The following is a 21,754-nucleotide window of genomic DNA, read 5'->3' on the forward strand; positions in this document are numbered from 1 at the left end:
GGATCAGGCCTGTCTTGGCCGAAGCCAATAATTATGACGCTATCTCGCCACCCGCGACTCTCCCGCGAAGCGGGTTCGTGCATGGGGCGCAAAGCCGCCGTGAAACGAATGCCTGCTAGTCTAACTGACGCGGGGAAAAAGATGAAACCTTCCCAGCTCCCTCCTTCGCCACCATCGCGGCCAGTCACAACCCCTGACCGCCTTCGCGCGTGATCCGCGAAATTGGCCCAAACGCCTGGCAACCGATGGCTCCATGGCGATGGGCGATTACCGCGGGGCATTGACTCCAGCGACGGGGGCATGCCGATGCGATCGCCGCCGTCGCCTGTCAATGCCCTCCTCGTAACGGCGTTATCAGTTACGCGTCGGCGCGTTTCGATGTTCGGCTCGGCATGGGAGGACGCGGCCCCGTCAATCGGCCCTCCTCCGATCGGCGGCGACCTTGTTCTCGGCCACCCTGATCCGGCGGCCGAGAAAAGCGAGATTCGCGTCACCCAGGTTCGCGAGGAGCCGCTGGAGCCTCCTCAATTCCGGTTCCGTCAGCGTATCCAACTCCATCGCCGCGCCTTATCGGTCGTTGTTAATAGGATGATGATACTGTCGACGAAATCATGTCATCGGCAGGCATTGAAACGGACCGGAAGGTATAAGACGGGAGACCGCCGTTGGAGGCATTCGCAAATTGCCTCCAACGGTGGCAGCTACAGTTAAATTCCGAACTGACAGTAGCGGTTATGGCCACCACCTTGAGCGGCCATAACTAGATCGCAATTGGGGCGGCATCATGCGTCCGAAGCCGCCATGCCGCGATCTAATGAACCGATCTTCTCACTATACAACGCAGACGGGACAAACAGCATCCACGCTCTGGCGAAGCCGTTGGAAACCATGGCTTCAGACGGCCTTCTGTCGCTCGCAAATTTCGAACGCATCCGTTTGACGAACTGGGAGGCACAGCATCCAGATTACATCGAATGGTGGATAATATCACCCACCACATGCCACGTCGGTCGCCGCGTCGGAGACGGAATTCCGCCTTGCCGCTCAGTCATCATTGTCCTTGTCGGTGTCGACGGGATCCCGCCCGGGACGCGGCCGAAACGTCGGCATCGACCAGCCGAAACTGATCGCGAGCACCCGCGCGAAAAAGGCCGCGGCCAGACCGGCGGCGGCGGCGGGAACGCGCCCGGCATCGAGATTGACCGTCAGAACATAGACGCATGCTCCGAAAACGGATGCCGTGACGTAGATTTCGCGGCGCAGGATGATCGAAGGCTCATGGCCGAGAATATCGCGGATGATGCCGCCGACGGATGCCGTAATCACCCCCATGACGACGGCGATCACCGGAGCCGTGCCGATGTCGAGGCCTTTCGCGGTTCCGGCGATCGTGACCAGCGCCATGCCGAACGCGTCGAACCAGAGGATGAGCGTGTAGCGCGACTGGAACAGGTGCGACGTGAAATGCAGCACCGCCGCCGTCGCGAGGCAGGCGATCACGATGCTCGGCCTCTCGATCCAGAAGACGGGAACGCCCAGCAGCAGGTCGCGCACCGTGCCCCCGCCGACACCGGTCACCACGGACAGCCACATGAAGCCGATCACGTCCATCTGTTTTCGCGACGCGACGAGAGCGCCGGTTATCGCGAACACGATGGCCGAGAGAAGATCCATGGTTGTCAACAACTGCCGTAGGCCGCCGAAGTCGAGCCAGTTTTCCAATCTTCAATCCTCCCCAGTGGGAACAGTATTGCGACGGCCAATGACAGAGGGGGCTCACATGCGAAGCAGCATGACGTAGCCGCCCATCGAAGGCCAATTTACAGTCTTGCCATCTACCGACACCGGTTGAACGAGGTCTTCACTTCGCAGCAACCCCGTCACGGATGCTAAGGGAAGTATTGCGGAGCTTCGACCCACAACCCGAGCCACGCTCATCCACCGCTGTCCCACCTACGGCCCGAAGCACCGGAGCGGCCACCCTGATGCTTCTTTCCTTCAAGCGGAAAATCTCTCCAAAACGCTCCCGGAAACAAAATGTAATCTACCTCTATGAAAACGTGAAATGGGCTTCCCCGCTGGTGGTCATGGCCTAGCGGCTTCGGGTTGGCAGCGGTCTTGTCTCCACCAACCCGGTGCCCAAGATCACGCAGCGGCTCCGCACCCGCGGTCTCCACCTAATTCCCGTGCGAATGCACATACTCGCGTGCAATCCGCTGCCCCAGCCCGCAAAGGACTTCGTAACCGATCGTACCGGCGGCGGCAGCGACCGCATCCACCGTTTGCCGACCGTTGATCAGATCCAACTGGTCACCTTCACGCAAACGATCCGGCGGGATGCCACTCGCATCGACGGTGATGCTGTCCATGGATACCCGCCCCGCGAGCGGCAGGCATTTCTTGCCGTGAATCGCCCCCAGATCGACATGACGCATCCAGCCATCCGCGTAGCCGATCGAGATCACCGCCAGCCTCCGGTCCCGCGTCGCGCGGTAACGATGGCCGTATCCGACGGAGACACCCTCGCCAACCTCCCTCACCTGCAACACCCGCGCCTTCAACGAGACCACGGGCCGCATCGGATTGTCGGCCCCGGGAACCGGATTGATGCCGTAGAGCGCCGCTCCCGGCCTTGCGAGATTAAATCCGTACTCCCGACCGAGGAATATCCCGGACGAGTTGGCAAGGGATGCCGGGATTTGCGGGAAGAGAGACCGCAAGCCGCGAAACGCCTTCAACTGCGCCATATTCGCCGGGCTTGACGGCTCGTCCGCGCAGGCCAGGTGACTCATGAACAAGACGGGGCGAATGCCGGACAGCAGATCCGGATTCCCCGCGATCGTCAGGACATCCTCCTTCGACAAGCCCAGCCGGGTCATTCCGGAATCGACCTGGACCGCCGCGTCCAGCGGAGCGCCTTGCCGACGCGCCTCGCGACGCCAGCGCTCGATCGCTCCCATGGTATTCACAACGGGCACCAGATTTGCCTTGACGGCCTCCGTTTCCGCGCCCGGCGGGATCCCGTTCAATACGAATATACCGACATCGTCGGCGAGCATCGCGCGCAGCGCCAGTCCCTCGCCGAGTGTCGCCACGAAGAAGGTGTCGCAACCCTCCTCCGTCAGGCGGCGCGCGACGGGACCCGCTCCGAGTCCGTACGCATCCGCCTTGACCACGGCGGCGCATCGGCCCGGGCCGGCCATCGTCGACAACGTCCGGTAATTCGCGGCGAGCGCGTCGAGGTCGACCGACAGGACCGCGCCGGACCGCGCCTGTCCGTTCATGTCCTGTACCGCCTGATGGAAAGCGACCGCATGTCGATCAAGGGTTCACGTCCGGAGACGAGATCGGCGAGAGCGCTTGCCGACCCGCAGGCCATGGTCCAGCCCAGCGTGCCGTGTCCGGTGTTGAGGTAGAGCCCGTCGATACCCGTCGGACCGACCAGCGGAGGTCCGTCCGGCGTCATCGGTCGAAGACCGGTCCAGAACATCGCGGCGCGCATGTCGCCACCCGCCGGAAACAGCTGCCCAAAGGAATGTTCCAGCGCCGCCCTTCTTCCGGATCTGAGCCGCTGGTCGAACCCGGCGAGTTCGGCGGTTCCCCCCACGCGGATCCTGCCGCCCAGCCGAGTGATCGCCGTCTTGTAGGTTTCGTCCATGACGGTGGAAACCGGCGCGAATTCGGGATCGGCGACCGGGATCGTCAGCGAGTACCCCTTCACGGGATAGACGGGAATCATGATGCCCAGCGGCGCCAGGAGCGCGGGGCTCCAGGAACCGAGCGCGACGACGCAGGCATCGAACATGCGTATGATGCCGCCGTGAACAACACCGGAGACCTTGTGGCCATCGGTGGCTATGCCCGTCACCTCGCTGTTCAGGCGGAACCGGACACCCTCGCGCCCCGCCAGTTCGGCGAGTTCCCTGGTAAACATCCGGCAATCGCCCGTTTCGTCGTCGGGAAGCCTCAAGCCTCCCGCCAGCGGCACGGTGGACGCGGAAAGTCCGGGCTCGGTCAGCAGGCATTCCTTCTCGCTCAGGACCTGGTGGGGAACTCCGAGCCTTTGCAGAACCTCCACGTCCCTGGCGACGCCATCGAGTTGCCGCCGGGTCCTGAAGAGCTGGAGCGTTCCCTGGTTTTTCTGGTCGTATTCGATGCCGGTCTTCCGCCGCAGTTGTCGCAGGCAATCACGGCTGTATTCCGCCAGCGGCACCATCCGGGACTTGTTGAGCGCGTACCGGTCGGCCGTGCAGTTGCGGAGCATTTCAAGCATCCAGCGCCACATCTTGATATCCAGCGTCGGTCGGATCGACAGGGGACCGTGGCGCATGGCGAGCCATTTCAAGGCCTTGAGCGGAATGCCCGGTCCCGCCCATGGAGACGAATAACCGGGCGACACCTGTCCGGCATTGGCGAAACTCGTTTCCTCGGCGACATCGGCCCGACGGTCGAACAACTCGACTTCGTGGCCGGCCATGACGAGATAGTACGCGGTGGTGACACCGATCACCCCGCCCCCCAGAACCGCTACCTTCATGCGATGAAGCTCCTGAAATTGGCCGCGCTCATGATTGCGCCCGTTGTTGTCGTGATTTTCCCGAATGCGATCTCGGGGCAGCCGCGCGCGGCGACCGCGCCCGGACAGCCATCCGCGTGACGGCGGATATCGGCATTTGGCAATGGCCGGTCTCCAGGCGCGACGGCCGCAAGGAATGGGACGATCGCGGCGAAGATTTCACCGGACGAGACGAGCGGCGCCGCTTCGCCGATGGATAAGAGGGTACCGTGAACATGATTGCGCCCCGCCTCACGCCGCCGACGGCCCCGGATCTCCGGAACCGCCGGAGAAGGGCCTTGGACGATCGAACGATGGCGAGACATCCAGTCCGCCCGAGACCACTCGAAACGCGGCGCGCCGGGAAGCGGGCAAGGAGGCGCGCGATGCCTCTTCCCGTTCCATGCGCGCCGCTTCGGGCTGATAGAGGACCCTCTCGAGTAGGATGTGCTCTGTTTTGCCTTCGTCATCGCCGATGCTGATCGCCTGCCCCTCCCGCAATCCGAAAAGCGCGAGGCCCCGCAGGCTCGTCAACGGCAGCAGAAGGCCGACGGGCAAGGTCATCCGGTCATGGGACAAGACGCGGGTGTCGGCATCGCCGTGGTCGACCCGAAAGCAGATCCGACTGTTGAGCGTCGCGACGTTCGGCGGAACGTCATCGCGGAATAGGATATTGGCGGTATCCAACTTGCGGTACAGAAGCGCGCGCCACTTTCCGGATGTCGCGGAACAGCGGTCATGCAATGCCTCAAGCATCGCAAAGTCCTTGGTGGTGAGAATGCAGGTATCGTGTCGCATCGTGAATCTCCAGCGGGCCCTTGTCGGGCACGGTCGTGAACTACGAATGTGATGGGGTCCCCTGGCCGCCGGACGGAGGCGCAGGGGTTACGATCCTGCGAGCAGGCAGCCTCCGAAAAGCGCGAGACGCGATGGCAAGGTCATTGCCCTTGTCCGCCCGGTTCCGACACGCCCACGCTTTGCACCACGAGGCGGTGAACGCGTCCGTCCCGCGCGCGCCAGTCCATGGACTGTCCGCTGGACAGGCCGATCAGGGCCGCGCCGATCGGCGTGAGGATGGATATCCTGCCGGCGGAGATGTCGGCCCGCCCCGGATACACCAGGGTCACTTCGCGAACCTCTCCCGTCTCCGTTGCATATCGCACATGCGAGCCCATGCGTATGACGTCCTCAGCCAGGCGCGCATCGGGAACGATGCCCGCGCGGTCGAGTTCGGAAAACAGCACATCGACGACTTCGGCGTTGCCCGCCTGAACGGTTTCCGCGAGACGCGTCAGCTTGTCGTGGTCCGTCCGACCGAGGGTAATGGTTGGTTTGCGAATTCTCGCGGCAACGGGGGCCATGTCGACCTCCTCGAAATAAGGCGTTCGCGTATTGCGCGATGCCGGATCCATCAATGTCGTGAAATGGTCGCTGTGCGGATTGGGCCGACTTGGGCGGTCTCGCCTATCCGCCTACCCCTCGACCGGGGCGCGACGCGACCGGCCGGGGGTCAGATTCCCGCGATCGGGCAGACCCTGTTCATGATTTCGGTGAGGCGGCTGGAAATGAACATGTCACCAGAGGTGGGAAAATCTCGACGTAAAGTCAAGACGCAAGATCGAATAAGCGGAAATGACGCGGTCGGTCGAAATGAACGATAGATTTGAGGCGGGCTTCTACCGATCATTTCACCGGCCACGCCTTCAGTGCTCAGATGCCTCACCAAGCGCATGTTGACATAAACATATCTTTATGTGACGAAAAACCGTCAACATGAGGTGCAAATTGGTGAAGTCACATTCGCACGTCTCCGTGGACGCGCTGTTCGGTCCGTTGGAAACATCGAAAAGACCGGACTCGCGCTATGAGCTTCGGAAAGCCGCGCGAGAGCGAATTCTCGTCCTCGACGGCGCCATGGGCACCCAGATCCAGGGGCTTGGTTTCGGCGAGGATCATTTCCGCGGCGAACGCTTCGGCGGTTGTGCCTGCCATCAGCAGGGCAACAACGACCTCCTTATCCTGACTCAGCCGGACGCGATCGAAGAGATCCATTATCAATACGCGATGGCCGGCGCGGACATCCTCGAAACCAACACCTTCTCCTCGACGCGCATCGCGCAAGCCGACTACGGCATGGAGGGGATGGTCTACGAGCTGAACCGCGACGGCGCCCGGCTCGCCCGCCGCGCCGCGCTTCGCGCCGAGAAGCAGGACGGCAAGACGCGCTTCGTAGCCGGCGCCCTCGGTCCGACCAACCGCACGGCATCCATCTCGCCCGACGTCAACAATCCGGGATACCGGGCGGTCACCTTCGACGATCTGCGCCATGCCTATGGCGAACAACTGCGCGGCCTCATCGACGGCGGCTCGGATCTGATCCTGATCGAGACCATCTTCGATACACTCAACGCCAAGGCGGCGATCTTCGCCTGTTTCGAGATCTTCGATGAAAAGGGCATCGAAGTGCCGATCATGATCTCCGGCACGATCACCGACCTGTCCGGCCGGACTCTGTCGGGCCAGACGCCGACAGCCTTCTGGCATTCGGTACGTCATGCGAGGCCACTGACGATCGGGCTCAACTGCGCGCTCGGCGCCAACGCCATGCGGCCGCACCTCACGGAGTTGGCCGCCGTCGCCGACACGCTGGTCTGCGCCTATCCCAACGCCGGCCTGCCCAACGAGATGGGCGAATATGACGAAAGCCCCGAAGCGATGGCGGCCCAAATCGATGGCTTTGCGCGTGAAGGGCTGGTCAACATCGTCGGCGGCTGCTGCGGCTCGACGCCCGAACACATCACCGCTATCGCCGCTGCCGTCGCCAAATACCCGCCGCGCCCGATTCCCGAGGTGAAGCCTTTGATGCGACTGTCGGGCCTCGAGCCCTTCACGCTTACCGAGGACATCCCTTTCGTCAATGTAGGCGAGCGCACAAACGTCACCGGCTCGGCGAAGTTCCGCAAGCTGATCACCGCCGGTGACTTCGCGACCGCGCTCGACGTAGCGCGCGATCAGGTCGAAAACGGTGCCCAGATCATCGACATCAACATGGACGAGGGACTGATCGATTCGCAAAAAGCGATGATCGATTTCCTCAACCTCGTCGCCGCCGAACCCGACATCGCCCGCGTGCCGGTGATGATCGATTCCTCAAAATGGGAGATCATCGAGTCTGGCCTGAAATGCGTCCAAGGCAAGCCGGTCATCAACTCCATCTCCATGAAGGAGGGCGAAGACGCGTTCCTGAAGCAAGCGAAACTTTGCCGAGCCTATGGCGCCGCCGTCGTCGTCATGGCCTTCGACGAGAAGGGCCAGGCCGATACGAAGGAACGCAAGGTCGAGATCTCCCGCCGCGCCTACGAGCTCCTGACGGAAAAGGCCGGCATGGCGCCGGAGGATATCATCTTCGACCCCAATATCTTCGCAGTCGCCACCGGCATCGAGGAGCATGATGATTACGGCCGCGCCTTCATCGAAGCCGCGCGCGAGATAACGCAGACCATGCCCGGTGTCCACGTCTCGGGCGGCGTGTCTAACCTGTCGTTCTCCTTCCGCGGCAACGAACCCGTTCGCGAAGCAATGCATGCGGTGTTCCTCTACCACGCGATCCAGGCCGGTATGGACATGGGCATCGTCAATGCCGGTCAGCTCGCCGTCTACGAGACGATCGACGAGGAACTGCGCGAGGCCTGCGAGGACGTGGTGCTCAACCGCGAGCCGAAGGGCGACGGTACCGCGACCGAGCGGCTGCTCGACCTCGCCGAGCGCTACAGGGGGACGGGCGGGCGCGAGGCGCGCGAGAAAGACCTGGGCTGGCGCGAATGGCCGGTCGAGAAGCGGCTCTCGCACGCCCTGGTCAACGGCATCACCGACCATATCGACGCCGACGTCGAGGAGGCCCGGCTGGCCGCCGCCAAGCCGCTCGAGGTTATCGAGGGCCCGCTGATGGCGGGCATGAATGTGGTCGGCGATCTGTTCGGCTCGGGCAAGATGTTCCTGCCGCAGGTCGTGAAATCCGCTCGCGTGATGAAACAGGCCGTCGCCCACCTGCTCCCCTACATTGAGGAAGAGAAGCGCCTCAACGGCGGCGGCGACAGGAGCAGCACCGGCAAGATCCTGATGGCGACCGTCAAGGGCGACGTTCATGACATCGGCAAGAACATCGTCGGCGTCGTGCTCGCCTGCAACAACTACGAGATCATCGATCTCGGCGTGATGGTGCCGTGCGAGAAGATTCTCGAGGTCGCGCGCGAGGAGAAAGTCGACATCATCGGATTGTCGGGACTGATCACGCCGTCCCTCGACGAGATGGTCCACGTCGCCTCGGAACTGGAACGCGAGGGCTTTGACATCCCGCTGCTGATCGGCGGCGCGACAACGAACCGCGTGCACACGGCGGTAAAGGTCCATCCGCGTTACGCGCGCGGCCAAGCCGTCCATGTCAATGACGCCAGCCGCGCGGTCGGCGTCGTATCCAGCCTTCTGTCGCCGCAAGCAAGGCCCGGCTATGTCGATACCGTTCGCGCCGAATATCGCAAGGTAGCTGATGCCCACGCCCGCTCAGAGGCGGAGAAGCGGCGCCTGCCACTAGCGCGTGCCCGCGAAAACGCGTTTAGGACAGACTGGCCGTCCTACGAGCCGCCGCGTCCGTCATTCCTCGGCACGCGTGTCTTCGAAACCTGGGACCTGGCCGAACTCGCCCGCTACATCGACTGGACGCCCTTCTTCCAGACCTGGGAGCTTAAGGGACGCTATCCAAAGATCCTCGAGGACGACAAACAGGGATCCGCCGCCCGCGCCCTTTTCGACGACGCGCGGGCGATGCTGAAGAAGATCATCGATGAGAAATGGTTCGCGCCGAAGGCGGTGATCGGTTTCTGGCCGGCAAATGCCGTCGGCGATGATATCCGGCTTTACGCCGATGACGAGCGAAAGGACGATTTGGCGACCTTCTTCACCCTGCGCCAACAGCTTTCGAAGCGCGACGGCCGGCCGAACATGGCGCTGGCCGATTTCGTCGCGCCGACCGACAGCGGAAAGGCGGATTATCTCGGCGGCTTCGTCGTTACGGCGGGCATCGAGGAGGCGGCGATCGCGGAACGCTTCGAGCGCGCAAACGACGACTATTCCTCGATCATGGTCAAGGCATTGGCCGACCGTTTCGCCGAGGCTTTCGCCGAGCGCATGCACGAGCGCGTCCGCACTGAATACTGGGGCTATGCCAAGGACGAGGCGCTCTCACCGGGGGAACTGATCACGGAAAGCTATCGCGGCATCCGCCCCGCGCCCGGCTATCCCGCCCAGCCCGACCACACCGAAAAGACAACGCTGTTTCGCCTGCTCGATGCCGAGGATAGGATCGGCGTGCAACTCACCGAGAGTTTCGCCATGTGGCCGGGCTCGTCGGTGTCGGGGTTATATTTCGCGCATCCGGAGAGCCATTATTTCGGGGTCGCCAAGGTCGAACGAGACCAGGTCGAAGATTACGCCGCGCGAAAGGACATGCCAATGCAAGACATCGAACGTTGGCTGGGGCCGATCCTCAACTATGTTCCGGCACCCGTCGCCGAAGCAGCGGAATGAGCAAATTGATCTGCGGCGCGTACGGCCATTGAGAGCCAGGAATTGGCAGCGCCCTCCCGGGTTATCCGCAAACCCATACCTGCCCCATCTCGCACGATGGCGGGATTCCGCAATGGCGCCACTGGTCCTGGATCTCGATCGATCGCGCCATGGGCATCCGGTTAGCAGCCACCAGGCCCCACGAAGGCGCGGAGTCCGTCGTCGCAAAGGGGCCGTAACCGTGATGCATTGACCATGGCAGGTCGAAACCGCTCTGCTCTGGATTGGCGCGGGTGCCTTACACGATACTCCGCCACCGCCGGAGACGAGGCCGACACGACCGCCGCCGTCGCTCGCCACGCCGCTCTCCGTAACGGCATCGTCAGTTACGCCTAGGCGCGTTTCGACGCTCGGCTCGGCGTCGGACGCGGCGGGATTACGGTTCCGCCACCATGGCATCCGGCGATGGTCGTGGACCCGTCAGTATCCCCTCCTCCGATCGGCGGCGATCCTGTTCTCCGCCGCCCTGATCCGGCGACCGAGAAAAGCGAGATCCTTGTCATCCAGATTCGCGAGGAGCCGCAGTAGCCTCCTCAGTTCCGGTTCCGTCCGCGTATCCGGCTCCATCGCCGCCCCCTGTCGTTCGTTATCGATAGGATGATGATGCTGTCGGCGAACCGCCTGCGCAACGATGTCATCGGCAGGCATTGAAGCCGCCCGGAAGGGAAAGGTGGGGAGATCATCGTTGGAAGCAATTTGCAGATAGCTTCTAACGGTGTCGGTTATGGTCAGATCGGCACGGACATCAACGGGGTTTTGCTTCGGCCGGGACCGATCCCGCCATGCAAACACCCGGTCTTCCCACCTGGCCTCCCGACGGATATGGCAATCCCCGGAGGAGGCAATCCATGAATGCTCAGGACAGAAGCGTTTATTACGGCTGGGTAGTGGTAGCGATATCGTTCGTCACCATGGCCGTCGCGGTCAACGCGCGGACCGGCTATTCGCTGCTGCTGCCGCACATCTCGAAGGAACTCGGATGGACGACCACGACGACCTCGGGGCCGTTCTCGCTGGGTTTCGTCGCCTCGACCGCGTTCGTGCCAGTGCTGGGTGCCGTGATGGACCGTTACGGCCCGAGGATCGCCATTCCGATGGGAGCCGTCATGGTTGCCTCGGGTTACGCCGGAGCGGTCGTGATCGGCTCTCCGGTCGGCCTCTACCTGTCGCTCGGCCTTCTGGCGGTCATGGGGTCGATGGCAATGAGCTACATCGGCCACTCCATGTTCCTGCCCAACTGGTTCGTGCGACGGCGCGGCCTTGCGGTCGGCATCGCGTTTTCCGGCGTCGGCGTTGGCGCGGTCACCCTGCTCCCGCTCATGCAGTGGTCCATCGACACGCACGGCTGGCGCGCCTCCTGTCTCGGCATCGCGCTGCTGACGCTGGTCGCGATCCTTCCCCTCAACCTGCTCTTCCAGCGCAAACGTCCCGAGGACATGGGGCTTCGTCCGGACGGCGGATCGGGGGCCGCGAAGGCGGATGACCACGGCTCTTCGGATGGCATCGTCGACCGGGAATGGGTTTCCACGGACTGGACTCTCGGACGCGCCATGAAGACGGCCCGTTTCTGGTGGATCGGCAGCGCGTTCTTTTGCGGCCTGTTCGTCTGGTACGCGATCCAGATTCACCAGACGAACTTCCTCCTGCGCGAAGGCATCGATTCCGTGACGGCGGCGTCGGCGCTCGGCCTCGTCGCGCTGTTCGGCATCGGCGGACAGATCGCGCTGGGTGCCCTTTCGGACAGGTTCGGACGCGAAACCGCCTGGACGCTGGCGCAGTGCGGTTTCGGGCTTGCCGCGATCCTTCTCGCCACCGTGAATTTCGGGCAATCCTCTCGTCTCATCTATGTCATGGTCGCGCTACAGGGGCTCCTGGGATACGGGATGGCATCGATTTACGGCGCGATTCCCGCCGAGGTGTTTTCCGGCAGGCACTTCGCGAAGATCTTCTCGATCCTCTCGCTGTTCGGAAATTTCGGTGCCGCCGGCGGCGTGCTTGCGCTCGGCATCATCGACGACGCTTCTGGCGGCTACCGCCCCGGCTGGTGGCTTTGCGTTCTCGCCTCCGGCATATCCGTCGTCAGCATCTGGATGGCCGCGCCGCGAAAGGTCCGCGCGGCCGGTCGGGCATGACCGATGCCGCCAAGGACGGCAATGCCTCGCCCCGCGCGGATGCCGCCGCGCCACCCGGAGAACCTAGCCCGGGACAGGGCCGTTCGAGACAAGAATGGGCGATCACCCGCGGAACGGCCACGGGCGAGCAAAGAGGCCGGCTGCCGCGATACTGTTCAACGGAAAAGAAGCAATGGAATTCTCGACAGCTTTCAAGGGGCGGGAAAAGGAGATCGTCGACCTGTTCACGGCGACCTTCTCGGCACCACGGCGGAACGGGACCTGTTCGTCTTCACCGCCGAGGAGGCCGGGACGATCGTCGGCGGCATCGTCTTTTCGCGGCTGACCTACGACCGGGATGACCGGACGGTGTTCGTCCTCGCGCCCGTCGGCGTCGCGACCGGCCATCAGGGCAAGGGGATCGGACAACGGCTCCTCGCCGATGGCCTCGCCGCGTTGCGTGAGACCGGTATCGATATCGCCGTGACGTATGGCGATCCGGGCTACTATTCGAAGGTGGGCTTCGCGCCGATCACGGAAGCGTTCGCTCAAGCGCCCTTCAAACTGAAACACCCCGAAGGCTGGCTCGGCCAGTCGCTGACCGATCGGGAGATGACACCGCTGAAGGGCCCCTCGCGCTGCGTCGAGGCGCTGAACGATCCCGCATTCTGGTAATCGTCATGGCCACCGACCGAAACGTCCATAGCGGAGCGGCATCTCCGACCGTGGCGGATGCCCGGAGTTCTCCCGCTCCGGCCAGCACCGCTGAAGCCCCTACCCTTTCACTATACAACAAAAACGGGACAAGCCACCGTCGGACCGTATGCAACTCGTTGAAGTTTTTGACCTTCCGCAGTCAGTCGCTGAGCGGAAATGTCGAACGCCTTCCCTCGCCGCATTCCGAAGAAGCGCGGCCCGCTTCGGATCGCGGAAGGTCACAAGTCCGTTCGCCGGCGGCATCCGGCATCGGCCCCATCCCGCGCGCGGTTGAAATCCTGCATCGACCGCGCCGAGACTGGTGGCACCGGGACCAATCCGGGAACGAGAGCAGCGGGCCTTGCGGCCTCCGCCAGTGTCCTAGGCGGCGGCGCGTGGTGCCGATCGGTGGCGCGCGGCCCACCGCTCGAAGAAATCACGGAGCCACCCGTCGTGGTCGGTATCGAACCAGCGCTGGCTCGCCTCCCATTTTTCAACGTGATCGTAATCGTATTCGACGGCGACGACCCTTGTTTCCTCGGCCTTCCCGCCCGGCGTGAAATGGACGGAAATGGTCGAGGGATATTCCTGTTCGTCGGAGGAATTGAAAACGCGGACGGGCCCTTCCTCGATCCCGAAGCAATATGCCGCGTATTCTCCGGCCATGAACTCGACGACGAAGGAAACGATCCCGTCATGCTCCACGATCTCGATGCCCCGAAAACGGAAATAGCACGGGGCCAAATTGACGATGAAGGTACCCATCCGGATTGAAACTCCCTGAATTGCACGCGTTCCCGCCCACCGGGAACGGGGATCCGCAGCGGCGGGTTGAATGCCGTCGCAACAACAGGAGGCGCACGGATTTCCTCGGATGTCCAGACCGCCTCGCGCCCGCCTTCATCGATCTCGTTCGGAGGCGGAACGGGGTGCCGTGACGGCCGCCGGCGAGCGATCACATTTCCATGCCGCCGCCATATCGCTCGCCCGCCTCGTCCAGAGCCTCGATGACCTTGTCCAGCCGCTCGATGCTCAGCCCGCGCGTTTCCCCGCGCTCCACGATGCCGCGCATGGCCCCTATATCCAGCCCGACGATCCCGGCGGCGGCCTCGACCGACAGCCCCAAGTCGCGCACGCGCCTGCGGATCGACGCCGAGATGTCCGCCCTGACGAGCGCCTGGCCCGTGTCCGCCGTCCCCCTCGCCGCCAGAGCATCGAACACGCGGTCGGCCTCCCCGGCGGTCCAGCCTTCGGCGGAGCCGTCCAGCAACGACCGCAGCCTGTCGGGCTCCAGGCCGACGGCCTCGGCCGCCCGCTCGAGATCCAGACCTCGCCGCAGCATGAGCAGCCTGATCTGGCCGGCCACGTTGGGAAGCTTCCATGCGTCGATGGCCGCCTGCTCCTCCACGGACCGGTCGAACGGACTGTTGCCGGCGACCAGCCGGACTGCCTCGTCGATGCCGACAACGCGCACCTCCACCCCGTCCGTGTTCCACAGGGCGTTCAGTGCCTCCAGGGCGTAACGCGGGTCCGGATCGCCCAGAAGGCGGTACCGACGGCCGGAAGCCGTCACGGCGGTCCCGGACACGGGATCGAGCGCGACCAGAGGCGTGGAGGTGCGGTATTCGGCTCCGTCCGGCTCGCATCCTGCGAGGATCGGGCCCTTGTCTCCGGCCATGATCAGGGCCCATCTGGCGAGATATCGCCGCTGCTTACCCATGTGCTGCTCCCAACGAACGTGTTCCCGACACCCGTTCAACCATGCCTGGCCTCGGGAGCCGTCGCCGACGAGTGAAAGCGATGCCTTCGCAAGCGAGAAGCCCGACGGAATCCGGGTGGCCAAACGATGCGTTTCCCGGATGCCTCAAATTCGAACGACGGCCTGAAAGATTGAGTCGTCGGCGGAGTGTAGGGATGGGCTTTATTGAAAGCGAAAGGAGGCACCATGTCGCTGCGCTGGTACACTACCAAGATGATCAAGAGGCTGGGTGAAGAGCGTTATCATCAGATCAGCACCGACCCCGATGGCCGCGATGGCCCGAGGGAAGGTTGGGATTGGCATCCGGTTACCGAGGCCCTGGTCAGTCATTCCGTAGTTTGCGGATTCAACGAGATCACGGAACGCAACGCGCTGGAGATTTCCCGCCGCATCGCCACCTACGAGCGAAACAAATCGCCGAGCCTCGCCCGCAGGAATCCCGATACGCGCAAGATCGAGCGCGTATACCTGACATTCGAAGATGTCTGGAACCATGTCGGTCTCTCAACGAACGCGTCAACGATCTCCCTGAAGGAGTTCGAGGAGCGGCATGGCAAGCTTGGCGACCCCGCACTCGGGGTATCCGTGTTCGATATATTCGAGGCGAACTACTCGGCAAGGGCCGCCTAGGCTCACCCAAAACGAGCACCGCAAACGAGACGGCGATGCGCCATCGGAAGCGCCAGGCGCGTAACGGAAATGTCCGTTACCGAGGTGACGTTGGCATTCGTTCGCGTTGTTCCCGAGAACCGACACGGGAGGTCGGCCTGCGGACTTTGTTCATTTCGGTGTCGGACCAATTCCGACACCGAAGAGTTGCTCGTTGAACGGCAACTTTGCGCCCGATACCGTTGAAAAACTGGCTATTTTGTCTGCCCGATTGGAAGGCCGAGATCGCACCCGGCTTCCTTCTTACGCCGGGATTGGAACCAGCTTCGCCAATCTGCGAAGATTTTGGGCTGTTGCTGCCATCAAGAACTCGTCCTTTGCTCCGTTTGGTCCTCGAAGACGCAACCGATCGAGTTTGAGAATTCGTTTGAGGTGCGCGAACAACATCTCGACCTTCTTGCGGGCGTAGCTTGCGGTCACATAGGCATCGGTCTTGGTGATATCGCGTGCCCGGTCGCGGGCATGTTCATGGATGGAGCGAAGGATTTTCCGAGCGGGTTCTTTCGGACAACATTGCGGTTTGAGCGGGCAGAGGTCGCAATCCTTCTTGCTGGCCCGGTAGCGCATCATTCCTTCCGCATCGACGCCTGATCGAGGCGTCGTGTAGGTTCGGCGGAACTGCACGAGCTGTCTGCCGCCCGGGCAGGTATAGGCGTCCGTGCCGGGATCGTAGGTGAAGTCGTCCCGCGAGAAGGTGCCGTCCTTGCGTTCGGACTTGTCGATCACCGGGATGTAGGGATCGATGCCCTGCTCATCGACCAGCCAGCCAAGCATCGGTGCTGACCCATAGGCCGTGTCAGCGACAAGCATATCGGGATGCAGGTCGAAGCGCTCCCGCGTTCGCACGATCATGTCCTGGACGATTCCAGTCTCGGCCTGCCGGATCGGCGCGGTTGCGTCTACATCGACGATGACAGCATTGTCGAGGTCGACAAGATAGTTGGTGGAATAGGCAAAGAAGGGCCTGTCGCCGTTGGCACCGGTGTAGCGGGCTGCCGGATCAGCCGGTGAGAGCGCCTTGGGTTCAACCGGCGTGGATGCGCCGAATGCCGCATCATCCAGCGTATCGAGATATTCCTGCGTGGCCCGCGTGACCGCTTCCGGAACGACCCAGTCGGCACGCTCGACCTTGGCATAGCGGCTGGCATCCGCCTTGATCAGGGAAGCGTCCGCTCCAAAGCTGCTTCCGCCGACAAGTCCCTCGACGATGCAACGGGACAGAACCTCCTCGAACAATTGCCGAAACAGATCGCTTTCGCGGAACCTACCGTGTCTGTTTTTGGAAAAGGTCGAATGATCCGGCACCGCATCGGTCAGGTCCAGCCGGCAGAACCAGCGATAGGCAAGGTTCAAGTGAACCTCTTCGCACAAGCGCCGCTCCGACCGGATGCCCATGACATAGCCGACCAGCAGCATCCGGATCATCAGTTCCGGATCGATCGAAGGGCGGCCTATCGTGCTGTAGAACGGCGCCAAATGTGAACGTATTGCGTCCAGTGCGATAAACCGGTCAATCGCACGAACCAGGTGATCTGCTGGAACGTGATCCTCAAGCGAGAACTCGTAGAACAACGCCGCCTGCGTTTCCTTCTTCGGTCCCATCATCGCCGACAATCTCCCAAATCAATTGGGAAATTGAATCAGCAGCGGAACCGGCAATCAAGGCGAGTTTTTCAACAGTATCCGCCCCAAGTCGGTCGTTCGATAGATCTCGATCTAGTCCCGAAAGCTGCCGTTCGTTGTCCGACGAGCGCGAGAACCATATACATCGCAACGACAGATGAATTTTCAAAAAAGGCGGCAGCGCTAACCTAAGCGCCACCCCATCAGAGTGTCATTTGCCGTGGATGATAAGTATTCACCGATCGACGATAGCCGAAAAAGTTAAGTAAATGCATTTGCGGAACGCTTTGTTGAACGGATCACTGCGATGTCGGTCACGAGAGATAACCACTACGTACCGCAATGGTATCAGGAGGGTTTCTTCGAGCCCGGTCGGAAGTCGCTTGCTTATGTCGACATGACTCCGGACCAAAAAGTCCTCCCCGACGGACGCGTCATCACCCAGAATGGCGCGTGGAACGACACGCCGACTTCCAGAGCATTCTTTCAGACGGATTTGTATTCCACGTTCTTCGGCACGTCGGTCAACGATGAGATCGAGCGCCGCCTCTTCGGCGATGTCGACACCAGGGGATCGCAAGCGGTCCGTGCCTTCATAGGCACGGACATGCGCGAGTGGCATGACCATTTTCAAGACTTCTTCGAGTTTCTCGATAATCAGAAAATCCGCACGCCGAAGGGCTTAGACTGGCTTAGGGCCCAATACCCTGAACTTACGCAGAACGAGTTGATGATCGAGATGCAGGGCATCCGCATGCTGCACTGCACGATCTGGATCAGCGGCGTGCGCGAGATCGTCTCTGCTAAAGATTCCGACGTGAAGTTCATTACGAGCGACCATCCGGTGACGATTTACAACCATGCGGTCCCTCCCACGGATAGCGCGTGCACGTATCCACTTGATCCCGGAATAGCGCTGCGGGGGTCGCAGACGCTTTACCCGATGGACCGCGACCACTGCCTAATTCTGACGAATCTGGAGTATGCGGAGGACCCGAGCATCGACCCGCTCCTGAAGAGGACCTTCGCTCGCAACTACCGGCAGTCCATAACCAAGATCGACTCTTTTATCCGCGAGCGGAAGCTCACCGCGCAGGAAGTCACCGAAATCAACTTCATCATCAAGAAGCGCGCGCGCCGCTACATCGGCGGCGGGCGCAAAGAGTGGCTGTACCCGGAACGGACCGTGACACGGCCGTGGAGCGAGCTCCGGAAAACGCTGTTGCCGCCGGAACTTGGGCTGTTCAAGTTCGGCGGCGAGATATTCGTTAAGTACGAGAGCGGCGACGTACACTACCAGGACGAGTTCGGCAGGACCGAGAAACCGCGGGAATTCTTGATCAAGAAGCGACCGGACAAGCCGTTGCGTTCGGGCGACTACTGCGGGTGTGGGCGCGGAAAATCGTTCAAAGAGTGTTGCCAATCCAAGCCTGAGGCGCTGCGCCCGGCCTGGAACGAAAAGAGCATCCGCGAGCGCAATCTGATGCTCCAAAACGCCATTGTAAACGTGCTGGAGCTGGAATCCGGCAAGGACTGGGTGCAGATTCGCAGCGAGCTAACCGATGAGAAGATCGGCAAGATTTATAGTCTCTACGAAGGGCTATGGCCGCTCGATACCGATCTGCTCGCGCTGCTACCCAAGCCCGATGGCGAGGCTCGCGCTGTCTACACAGGGTCTATTCACCCGTCATCGATCTCGGACTTCGCTTTGGCAGCCCCCCTGTACTTCGGCGAACTGATTGTGGCACACCCGTTCGTCCACCCCGGAATAATGAAGAAGGAAATGAACCCGACCGGCAACCCGAAGTCCTATCGGCAGGAGTTCCTAAAAACGCTCTTGTTCTTCCTGAACGTCATGCCGCTCGTGGATTACGGCTTGGTCAACCTCATACCGGACCCCTGCGACTTCGATTTCCATCTCCGCGAGCAGATGATGAGCATGGCACGGGCTCGAGCGCCGCGGTTCGGCCCGATGCATGACCCCGGCCTGCAAAAGACCATCGAAGAGGACAACCGGCGCGGCATCATGCTTATGCCGCCTGAGGTGATGCGCAGACGGCTCCGTAAACTGAACCCGGACCTCAGTGAGGAGGAGGTCGAGGCGGTCATGTGCGCCAACTTGCGGATGCGGGAGGATGATCCCCTGGCCGTGCTCCAGGAGGGCTCGCTGGAAGGTGGAGAAGGTGGTGGGCAGATGAATATGTTCAAGCTCGCACCGAATTTCGAAATGACGATGTATTTGGCCCAGGCTACGGGTGCCTCCATTGTCACGGATAGTCCGTTCCGCTGGAGCGAAGTGCAGGATGCCATCCGGCGGCGGTACAAGCCCACAACTCCCGGTCTCGCCCCGCTCGTGACCAACATAGAGCGCTCAAAATTCGCGTTCCCGCGGAGCGCGACGGACATCGTGGCAGCGGCCTTGAATAAGACCGTCTCGGGTTACCCGGAATTGTTCCGAGATCTCTTCAAGTACATTTCCAATCTCAAAGAGCGCGGAACGAAACCCAATCGCGAGGCGCAGTTGATAAGTCGGTTCGCCAGGACGCATTTAACAGCCCAAAAAGATCTGCAGAAGGTGGGCGTTCCCGTGAATCACGGCCGCATTTCTTGCGCCATGCCGCTGGAAGGTATTCAGGACAACACCGTCAATCGACTTCTTTTGATGTCGAGCTCGGAGAAGCACTTGTCGAGCGTTCCGGCGGCTTACTTCATAGAGCCTGTTGATGCCCCTTGATCGGCAGCTTAGAGAAGGCATCCACTATGGGGGCTATACATTTTGATGTCTGCTTCGGTCAGCCGAGACCGCGTAAGCGGACGGCCTTTATCAGCCCTAAAAGGGCTGCGCATTCTCCAGGCGCTGAATTTTGTACTATCGCTTGCTCCGTGTATATCATTCTGGAGCCAACCAATAGCCCCCCGCGTCTTCTGCCGGAGCCGCGCGAGACACCGCCCACTATGCCTCGACATCGATCGGTCGTGCCCCCAGCTAGCAACAATGAAGCAGAAACCGCCGCTCAAGACCGAACTGCACCATTGGTGGCCGCGAACCCTGGCTGATCATTGGGCAGCGGCGGATGGTATGGTCTCCGTGACCCGGCCGAATGGAACCGTCCACCGCGCGCCTCCGGGCGCGTTCGGCGCAATCACCAATGCACATCACATGAGGATGGGCGGTCCGTGGGATTCGACTTTCGAACCGATTTTCAACGAGCCCGACAAAGAAATGGCTGCGTTCGTACAGTGGCTGGCGACGCTCGAAGCTGCGTTTGCGGTGCCTGAGCGATCGATGGTCGAACGCATTTCGCCGCAGCCGCTACCCGACCAGCGCGCGGCGCAGATCGCTCGCGTTACAGCCTCGCTGCTGGCCCGCAGCCCGAGCATCCGCGCCTCGATCAAGCGAACTACCGAATATTATCGCCGCGGCTTCGGCCTGACCGATCCGACCGCCGACAAGACCCTGATCGCGGCGAACCAGCGCGGGCTGTATGACGCTTATCGCAAGCGCATGATGCACGGCCGTTGGGCGATCCTGTTTAGCGACGAACGAGAATTCATCGCTGGCGACGGCTTCCTCCACAATTTCCCCGCATCCCAAGACGGGCTTAACTCCGGCCTCAAGCTAGTGCTACCGATCCTGCCGACGGCGACGATCGTATATATGTCCCCGATGCAATATCCGACCGAACCGCGCCTCGTGACGCTGCGGCTCAGCGCGGACGAAGTCGAGCAGCTGAACGAGATCACGCAAGTCTACGCCAGCGACTTCCTGTTCTACCGAGACGAGAAGCCGGAAATTGCCGATGCCTTCCGACACGGCGAGCATCGCAAGTTCCAGTATCATCGCCATAACTGGCTTGATCCACTGCTCGACGATCTGTCGCAATATAATCGCTGGGGGAAGGGTGGCGCCGCCGGGATTTCCAGCCGCCGCCCCTACAGCGAGTCGCTCGAAGGAAATCGCAGGCTCAACCGCTTCATCGGCCGAGACAATTAGCTCAGGATCAGCCTTTGTGGGCGCCTGCGGCTAGCACACCTCAGTATGCGGCTCGACACAGTCGTCTTAGCCGCAAGCTCGTTGCTCTCTTCTGGGCACACGAACTCTGCGAACGAGTGTCAGCTTCCCGATGTCCGGTACCCTAAACCGGACAGTCTCCTTGCGGCCCCGTTTCGGTCATTCGCCCCAGATTCTCCAGCCCGCTTCCCGCGCGATCGTTATTCATCACACCTACGGACAAACGGAGCCCAAGCTCTCTACGATCCGAGGAACTCCTCCAGTTTCCAGACAAGTTCTTCGCGCCGCGAGGGTGTCGTCTCGCATTCCCACACGACCAGAACGTCCCAGCCGAGCTTCTGCAGCGCCCGCTCGTTCTCGATGTCGCGTCTCGCGTTGCCCTCGAGCTTCGGCACCCAGAACTCCCGACGGGTCTTTGGAATGCGCGCCCGTCGGCAGGCCGGATCGGGATGCTGGTGCCAGAAACACCCATGGACCTGGATGATCTTCCGAAGACGCGGAAAAACGAGATCGGGCTTGCCCGGCAAATCCTTGCGGTGCAGCCGATAGCGGTATCCCATCGCGTGGACGAGCCGCCGTACGACCATCTCCGGCTTCGTGTCCTTGCCGCGGACGCGCGCCATCTGCGCGCTGCGGGCCGGGTCGACGAGGTGTCTGTCGAAAGACACTAGCAGATGAACCCTCCCCCGTAATCGGAGTGAAGCGGG

17 protein-coding genes are annotated in these 21,754 nt (G+C 61.9%); 6 read left to right on the forward strand and 11 right to left on the reverse strand.

Annotated features, from left to right (window positions below):
* Window positions 1-411 precede the first annotated feature (411 nt).
* The 6 genes from IG169_RS05830 to rnk form a co-directional block, all read right to left on the reverse strand.
* On the reverse strand, window positions 412-552 hold the full coding sequence (locus tag IG169_RS05830; RefSeq protein ID WP_193175240.1) for a hypothetical protein: 141 nt from the start codon (window positions 550-552) through the stop codon (window positions 412-414).
* Window positions 553-1,044: 492 nt separating this feature from the next.
* The gene (locus IG169_RS05835) at window positions 1,045-1,722 is read right to left on the reverse strand and encodes a trimeric intracellular cation channel family protein (RefSeq protein WP_428982235.1); all 678 of its coding nucleotides are present in this window, start codon (window positions 1,720-1,722) and stop codon (window positions 1,045-1,047) included.
* A 455-nt stretch (window positions 1,723-2,177) separates the two neighbouring features.
* Window positions 2,178-3,284, reverse strand: coding sequence for an alanine racemase (alr, locus tag IG169_RS05840; protein WP_193175241.1), 1,107 nt, complete (start codon window positions 3,282-3,284; stop codon window positions 2,178-2,180).
* Window positions 3,281-4,714, reverse strand: coding sequence for a D-amino acid dehydrogenase (locus IG169_RS05845; protein ID WP_343225603.1), 1,434 nt, complete (start codon window positions 4,712-4,714; stop codon window positions 3,281-3,283). The genes alr and IG169_RS05845 overlap by 4 nt, the downstream gene beginning before the upstream one ends.
* 93 nt (window positions 4,715-4,807) lie before the next feature.
* Window positions 4,808-5,353, reverse strand: a complete 546-nt coding sequence (locus tag IG169_RS05850) for a GreA/GreB family elongation factor (RefSeq protein ID WP_193175243.1) — start codon at window positions 5,351-5,353, stop codon at window positions 4,808-4,810.
* 140 nt (window positions 5,354-5,493) lie between these two features.
* Window positions 5,494-5,916 carry a nucleoside diphosphate kinase regulator gene (gene rnk, locus IG169_RS05855; RefSeq protein WP_193175244.1) on the reverse strand — a complete coding sequence of 141 codons (423 nt, stop codon included), beginning with the start codon at window positions 5,914-5,916 and terminating at the stop codon, window positions 5,494-5,496.
* Between the two features lie 427 nt (window positions 5,917-6,343).
* Between rnk and metH the strand changes: the two genes are divergently transcribed.
* Window positions 6,344-10,138: a methionine synthase gene (metH, locus tag IG169_RS05860; RefSeq protein WP_343225591.1), complete on the forward strand. Its 3,795-nt coding sequence runs from the start codon at window positions 6,344-6,346 to the stop codon at window positions 10,136-10,138.
* A gap of 459 nt (window positions 10,139-10,597) precedes the next feature.
* Here metH and IG169_RS05865 read toward each other — a convergent pair whose 3' ends face one another.
* Window positions 10,598-10,969 (reverse strand): hypothetical protein, encoded by a 372-nt coding sequence (locus IG169_RS05865; RefSeq protein ID WP_193175246.1) that lies wholly within the window; start codon window positions 10,967-10,969, stop codon window positions 10,598-10,600.
* Window positions 10,970-11,025: 56 nt separating this feature from the next.
* Here IG169_RS05865 and IG169_RS05870 point away from each other — a divergent pair, with 56 nt between their 5' ends.
* Both IG169_RS05870 and IG169_RS05875 read left to right on the forward strand, forming a co-directional pair.
* Window positions 11,026-12,309 (forward strand): MFS transporter, encoded by a 1,284-nt coding sequence (locus IG169_RS05870; protein ID WP_193175247.1) that lies wholly within the window; start codon window positions 11,026-11,028, stop codon window positions 12,307-12,309.
* 21 nt (window positions 12,310-12,330) lie between these two features.
* Window positions 12,331-12,963: a GNAT family N-acetyltransferase gene (locus tag IG169_RS05875; protein ID WP_210325882.1), complete on the forward strand. Its 633-nt coding sequence runs from the start codon at window positions 12,331-12,333 to the stop codon at window positions 12,961-12,963.
* Window positions 12,964-13,365: 402 nt separating this feature from the next.
* Here the strand turns inward: IG169_RS05875 and IG169_RS05880 are convergent, their stop codons facing one another.
* Both IG169_RS05880 and IG169_RS05885 read right to left on the reverse strand, forming a co-directional pair.
* Window positions 13,366-13,749, reverse strand: a complete 384-nt coding sequence (locus IG169_RS05880; RefSeq protein ID WP_193175248.1) for a hypothetical protein — start codon at window positions 13,747-13,749, stop codon at window positions 13,366-13,368.
* A gap of 190 nt (window positions 13,750-13,939) precedes the next feature.
* Window positions 13,940-14,704 carry a hypothetical protein gene (locus tag IG169_RS05885; RefSeq protein WP_193175249.1) on the reverse strand — a complete coding sequence of 255 codons (765 nt, stop codon included), beginning with the start codon at window positions 14,702-14,704 and terminating at the stop codon, window positions 13,940-13,942.
* A 225-nt stretch (window positions 14,705-14,929) separates the two neighbouring features.
* Here IG169_RS05885 and IG169_RS05890 point away from each other — a divergent pair, with 225 nt between their 5' ends.
* Window positions 14,930-15,373, forward strand: a complete 444-nt coding sequence (locus IG169_RS05890) for a hypothetical protein (RefSeq protein ID WP_193175250.1) — start codon at window positions 14,930-14,932, stop codon at window positions 15,371-15,373.
* Window positions 15,374-15,655: 282 nt separating this feature from the next.
* Here IG169_RS05890 and IG169_RS05895 read toward each other — a convergent pair whose 3' ends face one another.
* Complete coding sequence (locus IG169_RS05895; protein ID WP_193175251.1) at window positions 15,656-17,017, reverse strand: IS1182 family transposase; 1,362 nt, start codon at window positions 17,015-17,017, stop codon at window positions 15,656-15,658.
* Between the two features lie 325 nt (window positions 17,018-17,342).
* Between IG169_RS05895 and IG169_RS05900 the strand changes: the two genes are divergently transcribed.
* Both IG169_RS05900 and IG169_RS05905 read left to right on the forward strand, forming a co-directional pair.
* Complete coding sequence (locus tag IG169_RS05900) at window positions 17,343-19,769, forward strand: DUF4238 domain-containing protein (RefSeq protein WP_193175252.1); 2,427 nt, start codon at window positions 17,343-17,345, stop codon at window positions 19,767-19,769.
* A 261-nt stretch (window positions 19,770-20,030) separates the two neighbouring features.
* Window positions 20,031-21,029, forward strand: coding sequence for a DUF4238 domain-containing protein (locus tag IG169_RS05905; protein WP_193175253.1), 999 nt, complete (start codon window positions 20,031-20,033; stop codon window positions 21,027-21,029).
* Window positions 21,030-21,286: 257 nt separating this feature from the next.
* Here IG169_RS05905 and IG169_RS05910 read toward each other — a convergent pair whose 3' ends face one another.
* On the reverse strand, window positions 21,287-21,715 hold the full coding sequence (locus IG169_RS05910; RefSeq protein WP_343225592.1) for a very short patch repair endonuclease: 429 nt from the start codon (window positions 21,713-21,715) through the stop codon (window positions 21,287-21,289).
* Between the last annotated feature and the right edge of the window lie 39 nt (window positions 21,716-21,754).

The organism is Oricola nitratireducens, from assembly GCF_014904745.1.
In the GTDB taxonomy this organism is placed as follows: Bacteria; Pseudomonadota; Alphaproteobacteria; order Rhizobiales; family Rhizobiaceae; genus Oricola; species Oricola nitratireducens.

Bases quoted from the DNA above. Each gene is read 5' to 3' on its own strand.
- alr (WP_193175241.1), bottom strand. From the start codon at position 3,284: ATGAACGGACAGGCGCGGTCCGGCGCGGTCCTGTCGGTCGACCTCGAC.
- IG169_RS05850 (WP_193175243.1), bottom strand. From the start codon at position 5,353: ATGCGACACGATACCTGCATTCTCACCACCAAGGACTTTGCGATGCTT.
- rnk (WP_193175244.1), bottom strand. From the start codon at position 5,916: ATGGCCCCCGTTGCCGCGAGAATTCGCAAACCAACCATTACCCTCGGT.
- IG169_RS05870 (WP_193175247.1), top strand. From the start codon at position 11,026: ATGAATGCTCAGGACAGAAGCGTTTATTACGGCTGGGTAGTGGTAGCG.
- IG169_RS05875 (WP_210325882.1), top strand. From the start codon at position 12,331: ATGCCTCGCCCCGCGCGGATGCCGCCGCGCCACCCGGAGAACCTAGCC.
- IG169_RS05880 (WP_193175248.1), bottom strand. From the start codon at position 13,749: ATGGGTACCTTCATCGTCAATTTGGCCCCGTGCTATTTCCGTTTTCGG.
- IG169_RS05885 (WP_193175249.1), bottom strand. From the start codon at position 14,704: ATGGGTAAGCAGCGGCGATATCTCGCCAGATGGGCCCTGATCATGGCC.
- IG169_RS05890 (WP_193175250.1), top strand. From the start codon at position 14,930: ATGTCGCTGCGCTGGTACACTACCAAGATGATCAAGAGGCTGGGTGAA.
- IG169_RS05895 (WP_193175251.1), bottom strand. From the start codon at position 17,017: ATGATGGGACCGAAGAAGGAAACGCAGGCGGCGTTGTTCTACGAGTTC.
- IG169_RS05900 (WP_193175252.1), top strand. From the start codon at position 17,343: ATGTCGGTCACGAGAGATAACCACTACGTACCGCAATGGTATCAGGAG.
- IG169_RS05905 (WP_193175253.1), top strand. From the start codon at position 20,031: ATGAAGCAGAAACCGCCGCTCAAGACCGAACTGCACCATTGGTGGCCG.